We start from the raw sequence: 13,957 nt of genomic DNA, 5'->3' as shown, positions 1-13,957 counted from the left end.
ACAACGGCCGCTGCTGCCGCTAGAATGTAGCGCGCTCATGACCCATTTATTCATCGTCGCAGCATGACATTCTGCTGCTGGAGGTCATAATGAATCAGGGTGACAAGATGTTGTTTTTTCACCACCCGGACGCGTTTTTCATACAAATTTAGCTACGGCGACGGCCATTGATGAAGAAAAATGGCTGATAAGCGTTGAAACTAGCGATTTTCCTGCAAAAAGACAAGTTTTCACAGGCGTACTAAGCGTGATCATCATTAGATATCTGGTTCGGGAAACGCTCAAAAGCCAGCTGGCTATCCTGTTTATCCTGCTACTCATCTTCTTTTGTCAGAAGTTAGTCAGGATCCTGGGTGCCGCGGTGGATGGCGAAGTGCCGACAAACCTCGTTCTGACCTTGTTAGGACTCGGTGTGCCTCAAATGGCACAACTTATACTGCCCTTAAGTCTGTTTCTGGCGATCCTGATGACGCTGGGGCGGCTCTACACGGAAAGTGAAATTACCGTGATGCACGCCTGCGGCCTGAGTAAGGCCGTCCTGGTGAAAGCGGCGATGGTGCTGATGCTGTTTACTTCGATAGTAGCGGCCGTGAACGTCATCTGGCTGGGACCATGGTCATCCCGCTATCAGGATGAGGTGACGCAGAACGCCAAAGCGAACCCGGGCGCGGCAGCAATGGCCGCCGGGCAGTTCCAGACCTCCAGCGACGGCAGCGCCGTGCTGTTTGTCGAGGATGTGAAGGGCAACAACTTTGGTAACGTGTTCCTGGCGCAGTTACGGCCAAAAGGTAACGCGCGTCCTTCAGTGGTGCTGGCTGACAGCGGTCACATGGAGCAGCATAAAGATGGCTCGCAGGTGGTGACGCTGGATAAAGGCACCCGTTTTGAGGGCACCGCTCTGCTGCGTGATTTCCGTATCACCGACTTCACCAATTATCAGGCAATCGTAGGCTATAAAGCGGCAACGCTCGATCCTAACGATGCAGAACAGGCGAGTCTGACCGACCTGTTCGCAAACAAGACACCTGAGTTTCAGGCCGAGCTGCACTGGCGTCTGACGCTGGTGTTTGCGGTGCTGGTGATGGCGCTGATGGTGGTACCGCTCAGCGTGGTGAACCCACGTCAGGGGCGCGTGCTGTCTATGCTGCCCGCCATGCTGCTCTATCTGATTTTCTTCCTGTTGCAGAGTTCGCTGAAGTCGAGCGGCGCGAAAGGGCGGCTCGATCCGGCGCTCTGGATGTGGGTTGTAAATATCAGCTATCTGGTGCTGGCGGTGCTCCTTAACCTGTGGGATACGGTGCCGATGCGTCGGATTCGCGCCCGCTTTACCCGCGGAGGGTCGGTCTGATGTTTCGCGTACTTGACCGCTATATCGGTAAAACCATTTTCAATACCATCATGCTGACGCTGTTCATGCTGGTGTCGCTTTCCGGCATCATCAAGTTCGTCGATCAGCTGCGCAAGACCGGCCAGGGCAGCTACAACGCGCTGAGTGCCGGTTACTACACCCTGCTGAGCGTACCCAAAGATATTGAGATCTTTTTCCCGATGGCGGCTCTGTTGGGTGCACTGCTGGGACTGGGCGCGCTGGCGCAGCGCAGTGAACTGGTGGTGATGCAGGCGGCGGGCTTTACCCGCATGCAGGTTGCGCTGTCAGTGATGAAAACGGCGATTCCGCTGGTGTTGCTGACCATGGCGATAGGTGAGTTTGTTGCGCCGTCGGGCGAGCAGATGGCGCGTAATTACCGGGCGCAGCAGCTTTACGGTGGCGCACTGGTCTCGACGCAGAACGGTCTGTGGGCGAAAGATGGCAATAGCTTTATCTTTATCGAGCGCATTAAAGGCGACAACGAAATTGATGGCGTGAGCATCTACAGCTTTAACGATCAGCGTCGTCTGCAGAGTGTGCGTTACGCGGCGACGGCGACCTGGGATGCGGCTAAGAAGCGCTGGATACTGTCGCAGGTTGATGAGTCTAACCTTACCGATCCTAAACAGATTACCGGTTCACAGAGCCTGAGTGGCGAGTGGAAAACCAATCTGACGCCGGACAAGCTGGGTGTGGTTGCGCTGGATCCGGACGCGTTATCGATTCGCGGTCTGCATAGCTACAGTAAATATCTGAAGCAGAGCGGCCAGGAATCGGGACGTTATCAGCTGAATATGTGGAGCAAAATCTTCCAGCCGCTGTCGGTGGCGGTGATGATGCTGATGGCGCTGTCGTTTATCTTCGGACCGCTGCGTAGCGTGTCGATGGGTGTGCGGGTAGTGACCGGTATCAGCTTTGGCTTCCTGTTCTACGTGCTGGACCAGATTTTTGGCCCGCTGAGTCTGGTTTACGGTCTGCCGCCGATTCTGGGAGCGATTCTGCCGAGTTTTGCGTTCTTCGCTATCAGTATGTTTATGTTGATTAAGCGGCGCTAAGCGCAATGAATGCAGTAAAAGAAAAGGCCGCGCAAGCGGCCTTTTTTGTGACCGGTGTTCAGGCTCAGAGCAGGCTCCTATCGCTTTACGTTTAGCCGTCGTCTGGAAGAGTCGGTTTCAGCGCGGGGAGCGGCTTTATTCTGCGCTGACGCCCTGTTTATGCGGAGTGCCGGGTCGTCTCTTTCAATGTCCTGATGAGTTGCTCTTTATTGAGTGCTACGCAATAGGCGGGCGTCGCACGCTCGAAACGCCAGCCTTCCGCTAACGATCCCGCATCCACCGCATCAAATCCAAAGGCTTCATATAATGCCGTGGCGGTCGCTTTCCCTTCGCTATCATCCCCCGCCAGCGGTAACGCCTGCCGGTTAGCATCGCCCGGCGGCAGGCCCTGAGTTTCAAGATCGGTCATGCGGATGGCATTGAATGCCCTGGTGATGCGGCTGTCAGGAAGCAGGCGGGCAAGCCGTTCACTGGTGCTGATGCGGCCATTGAGCAGCTCTTCAATTTCGCCATCGCGGTCGGGATAGTAATTGACCGCATCAAGCACGATTTTTCCCCGCAATTCTGTGGCCGGAAGTTGTTCCGTTGCCGTGAGCGGCACGGCAATCACCACCACATCACCGAACTCTGCGGCCTCGGTGGCGGTGCCGGTTTCACAGCCAATCATCGGCTTCAGGCTGAACAGCGTTCGTGGATCGCGCGAGTTGCTGAGCATCACCTGATGTCCCGCCTGAATCGCCAGTTTTGCAATCGCCCGGCCAACAAAGCCTGCGCCAATAATGCCTATTTTCATACGTTGCTCCTCGATGAGTTTCACGCACTGACCTTAATTAAAAACAGGGGGTGAATAAATCGACAAACAGACGCAATATAAACAACCAACAGGAGGGAATCATGGATCGGCTTACCAGCATGAACGTGTTCGTTACCGTCGCGGAATCGGGCTCGTTTGCCGCCGCAGCCGGGCATTTGCAAATCTCACCGCAGATGGTGGCGAAGCATATCGCCATGCTGGAGAAGCATCTCGGTACGCTGCTTCTGCATCGCACCACCCGACGGCAAAGCCTGACGGATGTGGGCCGCAACTATTTCGAACGCTGTAAAATCGTGCTGGCCGAGGTGCAGGAAGCAGATGCGATTGCGCTGGATATGCAGCAGCGACCGTCCGGTACGCTGAAGGTCAGCGCCCCGGTCACGTTTGGTTCTTTTAGCCTGGCGCCGTTTGTGACCCGCTATCTTGACCGGTTTCCGGAAACGCAGGTCGATCTTGAACTCAGCGATCGGCTGGTCGATCCGTTTGAAGAGGGTTATGAAGTGGTGATCCGGATTGGCGCGCTGGCGGACAGTTCGATCATCGCCCACCCACTGCAGCCCTACCGGCTGATAGCCTGCGCGTCACCAGCCTATCTGGCGCGGCACGGTGTGCCCGCCACGCCAGCGGAGCTGGTGAACCACGCCTGTCTCGTTTATGGCATCTGGTCGCCCTCAAAACCCTGCCGCTGGGTATTCAGCCAGGCCGGTAAGGTTGAAGAGGTGCATCCGCAGGGGCGCATGCGATCAAATGACTGGAAAGCGCTCCTGCATGCGGCGCTGGAGGGTTATGGCATTACCCTGGGGCCGGCCACCATTCTCTCTGAAGAGATCAGACAGGGTCGGCTGGTCCAGGTGCTGCCCGATTATGCCGGGCCAGCACGACCCATGCATGTGCTGATCCCGGCGGGCCGCCGCCAGACGGTGAAAATCCGCAGCTTTGTTAGCGCCATTATTACCGAGTTTGGCCTCTATCCACCCACGTCAGGCTAAACCAGGCGGTTATCGGCTCAGCAGCGGGAGTAACTGGGGCAGCTGCGACAGCAGGTAGAGAATCAGCCCGATGGTGCCGCCAACCAGCGTGCCGTTGATGCGGATAAACTGCAGGTCTTTACCGATATTGAGTTCGATCTGCTGCGACATGTCGCGTGCATCCCAACTCTTCACGGTGTCGCTGATATGACGCGTCAGGAAGCCAGCAAACTCGGGTGCAACGCTGCGTGCGGCCTGTTCCAGATGCTGATTCATCGAGTCACGCAGCGCCGGGTCGGCCGCCAGGGTTTCGCCCAGCCACAATGCTGCACCACGCACTTTCTCCTGCACCCGTGAGTCATCGCTGCTGAGATCCGCCTTAAGCCAGTTGCGCATATCATTCCACAGCTCGCCGATGTAGCGATTGAATGAGGCATCTTCTTTCAGCCAGCCTTTGATCTCCTCGGCACGCTCTGCCATCTCCGGGTCGTTCTGCAGTTTAACGATCAGCTTGTCGACCGCCCGATTGAAGCCGAGGCGCAGCTCATGGCCCTGATCCAGCGCCACATCATCCAGCAGTGAATCGACCGCGTTTGCCACCAGCTCGGCGCTGTGCTCGCCCAGCCATTCGGTCGGCAACATTTTGGCTTTGATCGGATGCTCGCGTTTGAGCCAGCGCACCAGCTGCATGGCAATAAACTCGCGGGTACTGGGCTTATGCAGCAGCTTCAGCAGCTGTTCGATTGCCGCGTCCAGCAGCGCCTGATGACGGTTGTTTTTCGTCAGGCTCTCCAGCAGCAGGGCGCTGGTCTGGCTGAGATCGACCTTGTCGATGGCGCGATGTACTGCGCGGCGCATGAAGGTCTGGATCCGCGCATCATCGGTCAGATCAAGGAAGCCGCGCATGACCTGCAGCAGATGACGTCCGATGCGGTCAGCATTGCCGGGCGCATTCAGCCATTGCGCCAGCAGGCTGGAAGGATCGTGACGACGAATCAGATTGAGCAGCGAGTCGGTATCAAGAAACTTCTCCTGCACAAAGCGACCGAGGTTTTCACCGATACGATCTTTGTTGCGCGGAATGATGGCGGTATGACGCGAGATAAAGGGCACCGGCACGCGCCGGAACAGTGCGACCACCGCGAACCAGTCCGCCAGCGCGCCGACCATCGCAGCTTCCGCAATCGCTTTTACGCCGCTGACCCAGAAGCCGGGCGGCAGAAAAAGCGTAACGATAAAGGTAATTGCAGCCAGCAGTAACAGCAGCAGCGCCAGACGTTTCGTCCGTTTCAGTTCGTGTTGTTTATCCATATCCTGATCTTAGCAGAGAGCCGGTTTCATCGGCGACGCCCGCCCAGCAGGCTGCCGAGTACGCCACGGATGATCTGATTGGTAATCTGGCGCGTGGCGCTTTTCGCCATGGTCTGCACCACGCCATCGTGCTTGCCGCCGTGCGGGCCGGTTCGGCCAAACAGGATCTCTTTCAGCCCGCCGAGAATGCCGTTATCTACCGCGACGTCGTCGCCTTTCGCCGGAGGCGCGCTGGCCTGATCGCTGGCGGCCTGAAACCCTTTTTGCAGCTTCTCAAATGCCGATTCGCGATCAACTTCGCTGTCATATTTGCCATAGAGCGGTGAATGGTTGATCAGGCCGTTGCGCTCATCGCCGGTGACCGGGCCCATACGTGAGCCGGGTGCGATCACCATGGCGCGTTCCACCACCGACGGACTGCCTTTGGCATCCAGGAAGGAGATCAGGGCTTCGCCGGTGCCCAGCGCCTGAATCGCCTCGACGCTGTCAAACGCCGGGTTGGCGCGCAGGGTATCGGCGGCGGTTTTTACCGCTTTCTGATCTTTGGGGGTGAAGGCGCGCAGGGCGTGCTGAACGCGGTTGCCGAGCTGCCCCAGCACCCGATCGGGAATATCTGCCGGGTTCTGGGTGACGAACCAGACGCCGACCCCTTTGGAGCGGATCAGCCGCATGACCTGTTCTATTTTCTCCAGCAGCACCGGCGGCGCGTCGGTAAACAGCAGGTGCGCCTCATCAAAGAAGAACACCAGCTTTGGCTGATCGAGATCGCCCGCTTCCGGCAGGTGCTCGTAAAGCTCCGACAGCATCCACAGCAGGCTGGTGGCGTAGAGTTTTGGCATCTGGTAGAGCTTCTCAGCAGAGAGGATGTTGATGACACCTTTGCCGTTGCTGTCGACGCGCATCCAGTCGGCGATATCCAGCATCGGTTCACCAAAGAAGTGCTCCGCGCCCTGTTGCTCCAGCGTCAGTAACCCGCGCTGGATGGCGCCGACCGAGGCGCTGTTGATGTTGCCGTAGTGGGTCTGGAAGCTTTTGGCGTTGTCACCGATGTACCGGGTCATGGCGCGCAGATCTTTGAAGTCGAGCAGCAGTAAACCCTGGTCATCGGCGATGCGGAAAATAATCTGCAATACGCCACTCTGCACCTCATTCAGGTTCAGCAGTCGCGCCAGCAGCAGCGGCCCGAGATCGGAGACGGTAGCGCGAACCGGATGGCCTTTCTCGCCGAAGATATCCCACAGCACCACCGGATTGCTCTGCGGCTGCCAGTCGGTGACGCCGATTTTCGCCAGCCTCTCCTGCAGCTTTTCGCTGGACTGGCCAGCCATCGCCACGCCGGTCAAATCGCCTTTAACGTCAGCCATAAAGACCGGCACGCCGCTGGCGGAGAACGATTCAGCCAGTTTCTGCAGCGTAACGGTTTTACCGGTGCCGGTCGCGCCGGTGATCAGGCCGTGGCGGTTGGCCATTTGCGGCAACAGATGAAGTTCGACGTCTGGCGTACGGGCAATCAGTAGCGGGGAAGTCATGATTTTCCACTCTCAGGCATTGGGTTATGCCTGAAGGATAGCAAGCCGGAGCGGCACAGGAGGAGAACTATTCACCAAAAAAAGGCCGCTGCCCGGGGAGCAGCGGCCAGCAACAGTGGTTTACTTCTGCACCTCTTCAAAATTGAGCAGGCTGACCCCGATGCCCTGCTGCAGGTGACTGAGGTTGCTGCGCACCGCCACCTGGGTTGCGCCCTGCAACAGCATGACAAACGGCGAATCCTGCTGGATGCGGGTTTGCAGCCCGGTGTAGAGGTTGCGACGTTTCACCGCATCGCTCTCTCCGGCGGCAGCGCGGGTCTGTGCACTCAGCTCCGGAATCGTCCAGCCGACGCGCCACGCCAGGGTTTTGCCGCCGCCCGGCACGTTATAGGCAAAGGTGCTGGCATTGGTGTTGGGATCGATGTAGTCCGCGCCCCAGTAAGTAAAGATGGCCTGGAAGTCACGGCTACGCATTTTGCTCCACAGCTCCGATTCCGCCACCGGCTGGATATCAAGCTGCACATCCGCTTTGGCAAAGCTGGCCTGCAGTGCCTGCGCCACATCAATGTAAGGCGGCTGGTTCACCACCGTCAGCGCGATATGGGTGCCAGGTTTAATGCCGCCTTTTTGCAGAATCGCCTGTGCCTTTTTCAGATCGTAATGGAACGGTGTCGTGTTCAGCGCACCATCGAAGCCGTCCGGCAGGAAGCTCTGATGAATGCGGTACTGACCTTTCAGCAGCTGGTTCGCCAGGCTGTCATAGTCAACCAGCCAGCGTGCCGCCTGCCACAGCGCCGGATTCCCCAGCGCCGGTTGCTGCGGGCTTTGGGTGTTAAAGCCGATGTAATAAACCAGGCTGGACGGGAAGGCATCAATACGCACATTGGCGGTGTTCTTCAGCGCGGTAATCTGATCCGGACCGAGCTGATAGGCGACATCCACATCACCCTGCTGGATCAGCAGACGGCGGCTGCCCGGATCGGCCACACCTTTCAGCAATACCCGCTTCAGATGCGGCTTCTGGCTGCTGTGGGGATTGGCTTCCAGCACCAGCGCCTGTAGCGGCACAAACTGTTTGATGGCATAGGCGGCGCTGCCGGCGGAGTGCACCTTCAGCCAGCTATTGCCGTAATCGTTGTTGCTGGCGTGCTCTTGTGCCAGTTTGCTGTCGACGATGGAGGAGACCGGCGCGGTCAGCAGGCGCAGCGCCAGATCGCTGCCGATCTCCGCTGGCCAGCGCAGTTCAAGCTGGTGGTCGTTGATCACCGTGAACTGCTGATCGATGTTTTCTGGCGTCCAGCCAAATTCACCCAGAATAAAAGAGGGCGCTTTATTGAGTTTTACCGCGCGGGTTAATGAGAAGACCACATCCTGTGCGGTCACGGGATGACCACTGGCGAAGCGGGCCTGCGGATTAAGATCAAACACCAGGCTGTGAGGTGTTTTGCCTGCCTGCCAGCGCGTGGCAGCCAGCGGTGAGAGCTGCTGCGGATTCTGATGATCCGGCTCCAGCAGCGTCTGGTAGATATTGCGCAGGCTGCTGTTACTGACGGTCTCAAAACTTTCCGCCGGGTCGAAACTGATGATGCCATCAAGCGGAACGGCAATCACCAGCGTGTCGCCAGGCGTGGCGGCGTGTGCCGGGTGAACCAGTGCCAGAGCCGTAAACAGTGACAAGAGTGTTTTTCGCATGGAGGGTTATCCTGAGTCGTTGATAGCTCTACTCTATCGGGCGCCGGATAATCTCCAAATGCGGGTTTCTTATGAGCTTTGCACAATTATTAGCGTTGTCATTCAGGCAAAGAGACAAAATAAGATAATGACGGTCAGTCATTATTTCATTGTCATTTACAGCGGGCGGAATAAAGCCGGTTTTACTCAGCCGATCACAAATTGCGCACAGTCTGATTGTATGACTATCAAAGTCACTATAGTGTTAACGATGAGAATGATTCTCTTGTATGGAAGTATGATATTTTTTTATCGGTTATTTGGCGTGATGATGACAGAGCGAAAATAATAACCCTCATTCCTGCGTTAAAATTGTTAAATACCCGATGTTTATGCGGTTTTACCCCCGATTTCCGCGCTGTAAATCTTTTACCTCTCTGCAACCCTTTCGCAACACCATGATAAACTTTCACTAAGACACATCTTAAATTCAATTTTTACATTCAGACATATCTATATCCCTAAGATTGCCAGGTTATTAACCGATAAGTTCCGTTAGTCACCGAACCATAATTCTACCTGCCCTTGTCTGTTCTGCCGTCGTCTGTGCCGCGTGCGTTAATCTCTGCGGGGAGTTTTCCGCCTGCACTCAGCCTTTCAGCTTCATAACAAATAAAGCGGGTATTTAGCAGATGAGAGTCGTGCGGATATGCTTTTAGAAAAACCCACCACCAGGCGTAAATTTTTGCTCGGTTCACTGCTGGCGTTGCCATTAAGTGAACTGGTCTTCAAAGGCATTACTGCGGCACAGGCGGCAGAGATGGCTGCACCGGAGTTAGCCGATTACAAACCGATCTTTTTTAGTGCCGATGAGTGGCAGTTTATCCTGGCCGCCACTGACCGTTTGATTCCGGCAGGCGGCAAAGGCAAAGCGCCTGGCGCGCTGGAAACTAACGTGCCGATCTTTATCGATCAGCAGCTGCACAGCGAAGCGTTTGGCAGCGAAATCTACATGCAGGGGCCGTTCAATACGCAGGCGCCCGCAACCATGGGTTACCAGATCCCGTTCCGCCCACAACAGATGTATCAGACCGGTATCCGGCTGATTAATCAGTGGTCGCAGAACACCCATCAGAAAGCGTTTCATGCACTGACGCTGGAAGAGAAAGATGCGGTACTGACCCAGGTAAACAAAAACGAGATCGACTTTGCCGCACTGGGCGAAGCCGATCTTAAGCCTGCGCATTTCTTCAGCCAGCTGCTTTCCGATACCAAGCATGGCTACCTTGCTGACCCGATGTACGGCGGTAATAAAGGCATGAAAGCCTGGATTGCCATCGGCTTCCCCGGCGCGCGTGCCAGCTTCACCGAATGGGTGAAACAGCACAACGTTCCTTATCCGCTGGGTCCGGTCAGTGTGAAGGGCGAACGCGCGTAGGGCGCGTCCACATCAGGTATTTGAAACAGGATTATCATGGCACAGGTTACTAAAAAAGAAGTCGACGTCGTGGTCTGCGGCCTCGGCTGGGCAGGCTCGCTGATGAGCATCGAGCTGGCACTGGCAGGTCTGGACGTGCGCGCCCTTGAGCGCGGCGGCGATCGCGATTATGACGAGTTCGCCTACCCGAAACCGGCGGATGAATACGCCTATGCGGTGCGCAATAAAGTGTTTGCCACTCCCGCTGAAGTGGCGGTCACCGTCCGCTACAACAGCAGCCAGACGGCATTGCCAACCCGTAAATGGGGTGCGTTTGCACCGGGCACCGGCGTAGGCGGTTCCGGCCTGCACTGGACGGCGGTACTGATCCGTCCGACACCGACCGATATCAAACTGAAGACCTATGTCGACGAGGCTTACAAGCCGGGCATTCTGCAGGATGATATGCGGGTGATGGACTTCCCGTTCAGCTGGGAAGAGATCGAACCCTACTACTACAAATTCGAACTGATTTGCGGCCAGTCGGGCAACACCGGAAACCTGCGCGGCAAAATCCTGGAAGGCGGCGATCCGTTTGAAGGCCCGCGTTCTGAGCCTTATCCGCTGCCTGCGCTGGATGACACGCTGAACAACGTGATGTTCAAAGAGGTGGCGACCAAACTCGGTTACCATCCGTTCCCGAACCCGTCGGCCTGTGTGTCACGTGCGTGGAAAAACCCGTACGGCAACCAGATCGCACCGTGCAACTACTGCGGCTACTGCAGTAAATATCCCTGCCTGAACTATTCCAAAGCGTCGCCGCAGACCGCCGTAATGGATTCACTGAAGCGTATGCCGAACTTCTCCTATGAAGTGAATGCGGAAGTGATCAAGGTCGTGCTGAACGATGATAAGAAAACCGCGAAAGGCGTGATCTACATCGATGCACAGGGTAACGAGTGCTTCCAGCCAGCGAAAATCGTGGTGCTGAGCAGCTTCCAGCTCTACAACGTGCGTCTGATGCTGCTCTCCGGCATCGGCAAGCCTTACAACCCGATTACCGAAGAGGGTGTGGTAGGGCGTAACTACGCGTTCCTGTCCAACGGCGGCGCGACGCTGTTCTTCAAAGATAAAAACTTCAATCCGTACGCGACCGCGGGCGCGACCGGACAGATGTTTAACGATATCTCGCCAGGCAACTTCGACGGCCCATCACTCGGCTTCCTCGGCGGCGCGAAGATCCACAGCTCACAGGCGACCGGTACGCCGATCAGCACCGCGCTGCCAAAAGGCACGCCGACCTGGGGCATGGGATACAAGGAAGGTCTGGAGGAGTGGTACGGTCATTCGATGAAGATCAGCATCACCACCACCTGTCAGTCTTACCGCGATATCTATCTGGATCTCGATCCGAACTACAACGATCACCGTGGCCTGCCACTGCTGCGCATGACCTTCAACTGGAAAGAGAATGAGCTGAAACTTCAGCAGCACCTGAAAGGCATCGTCGGCAATATCGCCAAAGAGCTGAACCCTGACAGCATGAGCATGAGCTTCCTGCCAATGGGCGCGGATTTCGATCTGACCAAATATGTCTCTACCCACAACGTGGGCGGTGCCGTAATGGGCGATAACCCGAAAACCTCGGCGCTGAATAAGTATCTGCAGAGCTGGGACGTGCATAACGTCTTTGTGCCGGGCGGCAACGCTTTCCCGCAGAACTTCCAGGCGAACCCGACCGATACCATCGGTGCGATCACCCTGATGGCGGCACAGGCGATCAAAGATCAGTATCTGAAAAATCCCGGCCCACTGGTACAGGCATAAGCGCATGAATAAGCTGAAACTGAAATCTTTTATCTTTGCCAACGCGGTGCTGTTAGCCAGCGGATTTGCGCTGCCGGTTCACGCCGAAGATGAAGCGCAACTGATTAAGCAGGGCGAATATCTCTCGCGGCTGGGCGACTGCATGGCGTGCCACTCACTGCCTGGCAAGCCTGACTATTCCGGCGGGCTGGCGATTGAGTCGAACCTTGGCACCATCTTCTCCACCAACATCACGCCCGATAAGCAGCACGGTATTGGCAACTACAGCGAGCAGCAGTTCTCGGACGCGGTGCGCAAAGGGGTATTACCGGACGGTTCGCATCTCTATCCGGCGATGCCTTATCCTGATTACGCCAAAATCAGTGATGCCGACATCCACGCGCTTTACGTCTACTTCATGAAAGGCGTGCAGCCAAGTGCAGAACAGCCGCCGGAAACCGATCTGAGCTTCCCGTTCAGCCAGCGCTGGGGCATGCGTTTCTGGAACTGGGCGTTCGCCTCGGATAAGCCGTTCCAGCCGATTGGTGGAGCTTCTGAAGAGGTCAACCGCGGTGCCTATATCGTGGAGAGTCTGGGTCACTGCGGCAGCTGCCATACGCCGCGCGGTCTGGGCATGAACGAGAAAGCGCTGGATAGCGGTGACGATAAATTCCTGGCAGGCGGCAGCCTGAATAACTGGGATGTGCCGTCACTGCGTGGCCTGCCACGCTGGAGCGAGCAGGAAGTGGTGGACTACCTGCAGACCGGCCGTAACGATAAAGCGGCGGTGGGCGGCGAGATGACCTCGGTGATTGAGCACAGCAGCTCACACATGACCGACGCCGATCTGAAAGCCATCGCGGCCTACCTGAAGTTCCTGGGCGGCAACCCGCCATTGCAGGCGTACAACGTGCAGGCGCAGCAGGCAACGGAAGCGAAACTCACTGCCGCGAAGAACCTGAGCGAAGGCGAGCGTCTTTATCTGGATAACTGCGGTGCCTGTCACTTCGTGACCGGCAAAGGCGCCCCGGGGATCTTCCCGGAACTGGATCAGGCGACGATCGTCAATGCCAAAGATCCAACCGGATTGATCCACACCATCCTGGCCGGCGCACAGCAGCCTTCCACCGCGAAGGCCCCGTCGAAACTGGCGATGCCAGGCTTTGGTCAGCGTCTGAGTGATGATGAAGTCGCGCAGCTGGCGACCTTTATTCGCCAGGGCTGGAGCAACACCGCGCCAGCGGTGAGCAAAGATCAGGTTGCTGAAGTGCGTAAAACGCTGAAGTAATCGAGCTTTCCCCTCTGCCCGTTCGGAGAGGGGAAATCCCATTAATGAAAGGTGCGCACCACTTCCAGCACGCCGTTAATGATAAACTGCACGCCCATACAGACCAGTAAAAATCCCATCAGGCGCGATATCGCCTCAATGCCGCTTTTACCCACCAGCTTCATGATGGCACCCGAACTGCGCAGTGAAATCCACAGAATCAGACTTACCAGCAGGAAGGTCAGCACCGGCGCGACGCTTACCACCCAGGCCGGAAAATCGACGCCGCTTCTTACCGTCGAGGCAGAGGAGATGATCATCGCAATGGTTCCTGGCCCGGCCGTGCTTGGCATCGCCAGCGGCACAAAGGCGATATTTACCGGCTCTTTGGCCCCATCCAGCTCATCCAGTTTCTGCTTTGCTTCGACAGAGTGACCCGCAGGTTTAGCCGGGAACAGCATCCGAAAACCGATAAAAGCAACGATCAGCCCCCCCGCCATGCGCAGGCCAGGAATGGAGATGCCGAAGGTATTCAGCACCGCGCTGCCCGCGTACCACGCCACCATCATGATGGCGAAGACATAGATGGAAGCCTGGCGCGCCTGTCGGTTGCGCTCCTGGAAGTTCATCTCACCCGCCAGCCCCAGGAACAGCGCCACGGTGGTGAGTGGATTGGCGAGCGGCAGGATCACCACCAGCCCCAGACTGACTGCTTTAATTAACTCCAGCATGACAAATCGCCTTTTCCGT

The 13,957-nt window shown here is 56.8% G+C and carries 11 protein-coding genes; 6 read left to right on the top strand and 5 right to left on the bottom strand.

Going from position 1 to position 13,957, the window contains the following annotated elements:
- Positions 1 to 247 precede the first annotated feature (247 nt).
- Both lptF and lptG read left to right on the top strand, forming a co-directional pair.
- Complete coding sequence (gene lptF, locus ACR8BN_RS16775) at positions 248 to 1,348, top strand: LPS export ABC transporter permease LptF (protein ID WP_031592614.1); 1,101 nt, start codon at positions 248 to 250, stop codon at positions 1,346 to 1,348.
- Positions 1,348 to 2,424 (top strand): LPS export ABC transporter permease LptG, encoded by a 1,077-nt coding sequence (gene lptG / locus ACR8BN_RS16770; RefSeq protein ID WP_010251648.1) that lies wholly within the window; start codon positions 1,348 to 1,350, stop codon positions 2,422 to 2,424. The genes lptF and lptG overlap by 1 nt, the downstream gene beginning before the upstream one ends.
- Before the next feature lie 157 nt (positions 2,425 to 2,581).
- Here the strand turns inward: lptG and ACR8BN_RS16765 are convergent, their stop codons facing one another.
- Positions 2,582 to 3,217, bottom strand: a complete 636-nt coding sequence (locus ACR8BN_RS16765; protein ID WP_434747146.1) for an NADPH-dependent F420 reductase — start codon at positions 3,215 to 3,217, stop codon at positions 2,582 to 2,584.
- 101 nt (positions 3,218 to 3,318) lie between these two features.
- Here ACR8BN_RS16765 and ACR8BN_RS16760 point away from each other — a divergent pair, with 101 nt between their 5' ends.
- Complete coding sequence (locus ACR8BN_RS16760; protein ID WP_083070279.1) at positions 3,319 to 4,227, top strand: LysR family transcriptional regulator; 909 nt, start codon at positions 3,319 to 3,321, stop codon at positions 4,225 to 4,227.
- 9 nt (positions 4,228 to 4,236) lie between these two features.
- Here the strand turns inward: ACR8BN_RS16760 and ACR8BN_RS16755 are convergent, their stop codons facing one another.
- The 3 genes from ACR8BN_RS16755 to ACR8BN_RS16745 all read right to left on the bottom strand — a co-directional run bounded on the left by ACR8BN_RS16755 (position 4,237) and on the right by ACR8BN_RS16745 (position 8,738).
- Positions 4,237 to 5,517 carry a DUF445 domain-containing protein gene (locus tag ACR8BN_RS16755; protein ID WP_115758367.1) on the bottom strand — a complete coding sequence of 427 codons (1,281 nt, stop codon included), beginning with the start codon at positions 5,515 to 5,517 and terminating at the stop codon, positions 4,237 to 4,239.
- A 26-nt stretch (positions 5,518 to 5,543) separates the two neighbouring features.
- Positions 5,544 to 7,046: a helicase HerA-like C-terminal domain-containing protein gene (locus tag ACR8BN_RS16750; RefSeq protein WP_434747145.1), complete on the bottom strand. Its 1,503-nt coding sequence runs from the start codon at positions 7,044 to 7,046 to the stop codon at positions 5,544 to 5,546.
- A gap of 120 nt (positions 7,047 to 7,166) precedes the next feature.
- Positions 7,167 to 8,738, bottom strand: a complete 1,572-nt coding sequence (locus ACR8BN_RS16745) for an ABC transporter substrate-binding protein (protein ID WP_031592609.1) — start codon at positions 8,736 to 8,738, stop codon at positions 7,167 to 7,169.
- Positions 8,739 to 9,426: 688 nt separating this feature from the next.
- Here ACR8BN_RS16745 and ACR8BN_RS16740 point away from each other — a divergent pair.
- The 3 genes from ACR8BN_RS16740 to ACR8BN_RS16730 are packed head-to-tail and all read left to right on the top strand — an operon-like array spanning position 9,427 to position 13,228.
- Positions 9,427 to 10,155, top strand: coding sequence for a gluconate 2-dehydrogenase subunit 3 family protein (locus tag ACR8BN_RS16740; protein ID WP_010251628.1), 729 nt, complete (start codon positions 9,427 to 9,429; stop codon positions 10,153 to 10,155).
- Positions 10,156 to 10,191: 36 nt separating this feature from the next.
- The gene (locus tag ACR8BN_RS16735) at positions 10,192 to 11,961 is read left to right on the top strand and encodes a GMC family oxidoreductase (protein ID WP_010251625.1); all 1,770 of its coding nucleotides are present in this window, start codon (positions 10,192 to 10,194) and stop codon (positions 11,959 to 11,961) included.
- Positions 11,962 to 11,965: 4 nt separating this feature from the next.
- Complete coding sequence (locus ACR8BN_RS16730; RefSeq protein WP_064690566.1) at positions 11,966 to 13,228, top strand: c-type cytochrome; 1,263 nt, start codon at positions 11,966 to 11,968, stop codon at positions 13,226 to 13,228.
- A gap of 41 nt (positions 13,229 to 13,269) precedes the next feature.
- On the opposite strand, the gene ACR8BN_RS16725 is transcribed toward ACR8BN_RS16730, so the two are convergent.
- Positions 13,270 to 13,938 (bottom strand): MarC family NAAT transporter, encoded by a 669-nt coding sequence (locus ACR8BN_RS16725; RefSeq protein ID WP_031592605.1) that lies wholly within the window; start codon positions 13,936 to 13,938, stop codon positions 13,270 to 13,272.
- Positions 13,939 to 13,957 lie beyond the last annotated feature (19 nt).

The sequence above is a fragment of the Pantoea sp. Lu_F5_004 genome (genome assembly GCF_051136245.1).
In the GTDB taxonomy this organism is placed as follows: Bacteria; Pseudomonadota; Gammaproteobacteria; order Enterobacterales; family Enterobacteriaceae; genus Pantoea; species Pantoea agglomerans.
Note: the sequence above shows the minus strand (reverse complement) of the source record. Positions and strands in the feature narration are given on the sequence as shown.

Excerpts from the sequence above, each read along its gene's own strand:
- ACR8BN_RS16730 (WP_064690566.1), top strand. The coding sequence starts at position 11,966 with ATGAATAAGCTGAAACTGAAATCTTTTATCTTTGCCAACGCGGTGCTG.
- ACR8BN_RS16725 (WP_031592605.1), bottom strand. The coding sequence starts at position 13,938 with ATGCTGGAGTTAATTAAAGCAGTCAGTCTGGGGCTGGTGGTGATCCTG.
- ACR8BN_RS16740 (WP_010251628.1), top strand. The coding sequence starts at position 9,427 with ATGCTTTTAGAAAAACCCACCACCAGGCGTAAATTTTTGCTCGGTTCA.
- ACR8BN_RS16760 (WP_083070279.1), top strand. The coding sequence starts at position 3,319 with ATGGATCGGCTTACCAGCATGAACGTGTTCGTTACCGTCGCGGAATCG.
- ACR8BN_RS16735 (WP_010251625.1), top strand. The coding sequence starts at position 10,192 with ATGGCACAGGTTACTAAAAAAGAAGTCGACGTCGTGGTCTGCGGCCTC.
- ACR8BN_RS16750 (WP_434747145.1), bottom strand. The coding sequence starts at position 7,046 with ATGACTTCCCCGCTACTGATTGCCCGTACGCCAGACGTCGAACTTCAT.
- ACR8BN_RS16755 (WP_115758367.1), bottom strand. The coding sequence starts at position 5,517 with ATGGATAAACAACACGAACTGAAACGGACGAAACGTCTGGCGCTGCTG.
- ACR8BN_RS16745 (WP_031592609.1), bottom strand. The coding sequence starts at position 8,738 with ATGCGAAAAACACTCTTGTCACTGTTTACGGCTCTGGCACTGGTTCAC.
- ACR8BN_RS16765 (WP_434747146.1), bottom strand. The coding sequence starts at position 3,217 with ATGAAAATAGGCATTATTGGCGCAGGCTTTGTTGGCCGGGCGATTGCA.
- lptG (WP_010251648.1), top strand. The coding sequence starts at position 1,348 with ATGTTTCGCGTACTTGACCGCTATATCGGTAAAACCATTTTCAATACC.